The sequence below is a fragment of the Streptomyces sp. NPDC005899 genome (assembly GCF_040629645.1).
GTDB lineage: Bacteria > Actinomycetota > Actinomycetes > Streptomycetales > Streptomycetaceae > Streptomyces.
This window is the reverse complement of record NZ_JBEXWB010000625.1, coordinates 1-1,915: the sequence shown is the minus strand read 5'-3', so window position 1 is coordinate 1,915 and position 1,915 is coordinate 1. Positions and strand designations below refer to the sequence as shown.

The 1,915-nt window shown below is 73.1% G+C and carries 3 protein-coding genes; all 3 read left to right on the top strand.

What is annotated here, in order from left to right; translation table 11 throughout:
* Positions 1 to 143 precede the first annotated feature (143 nt).
* On the top strand, positions 144 to 929 hold the full coding sequence (locus ABZ371_RS32150) for an SAM-dependent methyltransferase (RefSeq protein ID WP_358686380.1): 786 nt from the start codon (positions 144 to 146) through the stop codon (positions 927 to 929).
* A gap of 39 nt (positions 930 to 968) precedes the next feature.
* Positions 969 to 1,610, top strand: coding sequence for a class I SAM-dependent methyltransferase (locus tag ABZ371_RS32145; RefSeq protein WP_358686377.1), 642 nt, complete (start codon positions 969 to 971; stop codon positions 1,608 to 1,610).
* Positions 1,607 to 1,915 (top strand): hypothetical protein (locus tag ABZ371_RS32140; protein WP_358686375.1); only part of this gene is annotated, 309 nt, incomplete at its 3' end. The genes ABZ371_RS32145 and ABZ371_RS32140, both read left to right, overlap by 4 nt.

The window sequence follows — 1,915 nt, the reverse complement described above, 5'->3', positions numbered from 1 at the left end:
GGCCCGGGGACCCGCTCGGCCGATACGGGGTGCCAACACCTGCTGAAGACCTCCAAGTTGCTGTGGCAGACTGCGCACGCGGAGCTGCTCGTCCCGCCGGCGCCGCCCCGCGCGCACCGCACCCACCTGCAACGGAGCTCGTCATGACGACCGGTACACCCCAGCCCCCGATCGACACCAGCCGGCCCCAGTCGGCGCGCGTCTACGACGCGCTCCTCGGCGGCAAGGACAACTACCCCGTGGACCAGGCGGTGGCCGAGCAGCTGCCGGACGAGGCCAGGGTGGGTGCCGTCCAGAACCGGGCCTTCATGAACCGGGCGACGGCGTGGCTGGCCGGCGAGGGCGTCGACCAGTTCCTCGACATCGGCACCGGTATCCCGACGGCGCCGAACCTGCACCAGATCGCCCAGGAGATCAATCCCTCCTCGCGCGTCGTGTACTGCGACAACGACCCGATCGTCCTGCGGCACGCGGAAGCCCTCCTGGTCAGCCGTCCGGAGGGAGCGACGGACTACGTCCCCGCGGACGTGCGCGAGCCCGGCACGATCATCGAGGCCGCCCGCAGGGTCCTGGACTTCGACCGGCCCGTCGCGCTCTCGCTCCTGGGCCTCCTGCACTTCCTGCCCGACGACGAGGACCCGTTCGCCATCGTGCGCACGCTGGCGTCGGCGCTGCACCCGGGCAGCTACGTGGTGCTGTCGCAGGGCGCGTCGGACGTGAACCCCGAGCGGGGCGAACAGGGCGCGGACGAGTACCGCAAGGGCGGCATCCGGCTGGCGCTGCGGACCCGGGCCGAGTTCGGCCGGTTCTTCGAGGGCATGGACGTCGTCGAGCCGGGCCTGGTCACGGCGCCCGAGTGGTACCGCGGCACGTCCGCCCCCGAGCCGGAGGAGAGCGGCCTGTACGTCGGGGTCGCCCGGACCGCGTGACGCCGTGACGCCTGTGAGCAAGCCGAGGGAAGGGACCCCATGACGACCGGGAACCACGAGGAGGCGGCCAGGGCGTTCGACGCCATCGGTGCCGCGTACGAACGTGCCTTCGCCGGCTCGGCGGCCCACCTGGACTCGCTGCACCGGTTGCTGGAGCACCTCCCCCCGCACGGCCGGGTGCTGGACGTCGGCAGCGGTACGGGCAGGCCGACGGCCCTCGCCCTGGCCGGTGCGGGTCACGAGGTGCTGGGTGTCGACGTCTCGCCGGTGATGGTGGAGCTGGCGTCGCGTCAGGTCCCCCGGGCATCGTTCCGTTGCGCCGACATCCGGGAACTCCCGCTCGAGGCGGAGGATTTCGACGCGGTCTGCGTCTACTTCTCCCTGCTCCAGATGTCCCGCGCCCAGCAGACCGAGCTGGTCGGGCGGCTGGCGGGCGCGCTGAAGCGGGGCGGGCACATGGTCCTGGCGACGGTGCCGCTGGACGTGGAGGACGTGAGCGCCGTCTTCATGGGGCAGCGGGTCCGGGTGACCAGCTTCGCGCCCGACGCCTTCGCGGCGCTCGCGACCGGTGCGGGGCTCACCGTGCTGTCGCGGCAGGAGACCCTGTTCACCCCGGACGGGCCCGGGGCCGTGCCCGAACCCCATCTGTTCCTGCACTGCCGCCGGGAGACGGGCCGATGAACGGGGACGCCGGGGAGCTGTCCCCCCTCCAGGAGCAGCTGGCGGAGCTGGGCCGCCAGTGCCTCGGTCTGCTGGCCCAGGGCATGGAGTTCGGGGTGGAGGCGCTGGCGGAGGAACGCGCCGTGTACGTGTGGCAGGTCGGATTCGGCGGCGGCCAGATCATCGTCGGCGAGGACGGGACTTTGCTCTTCGGCGCGTCGGCACTGTGGCGCGCCCCGCTCATCGAAATGTGGCGCACGGGCGGGCGCACGTCGGGCACCGGGGCCGGCGCGGGCCGTTCCTTCCTGCCGGCGGCCCCGCCCGGC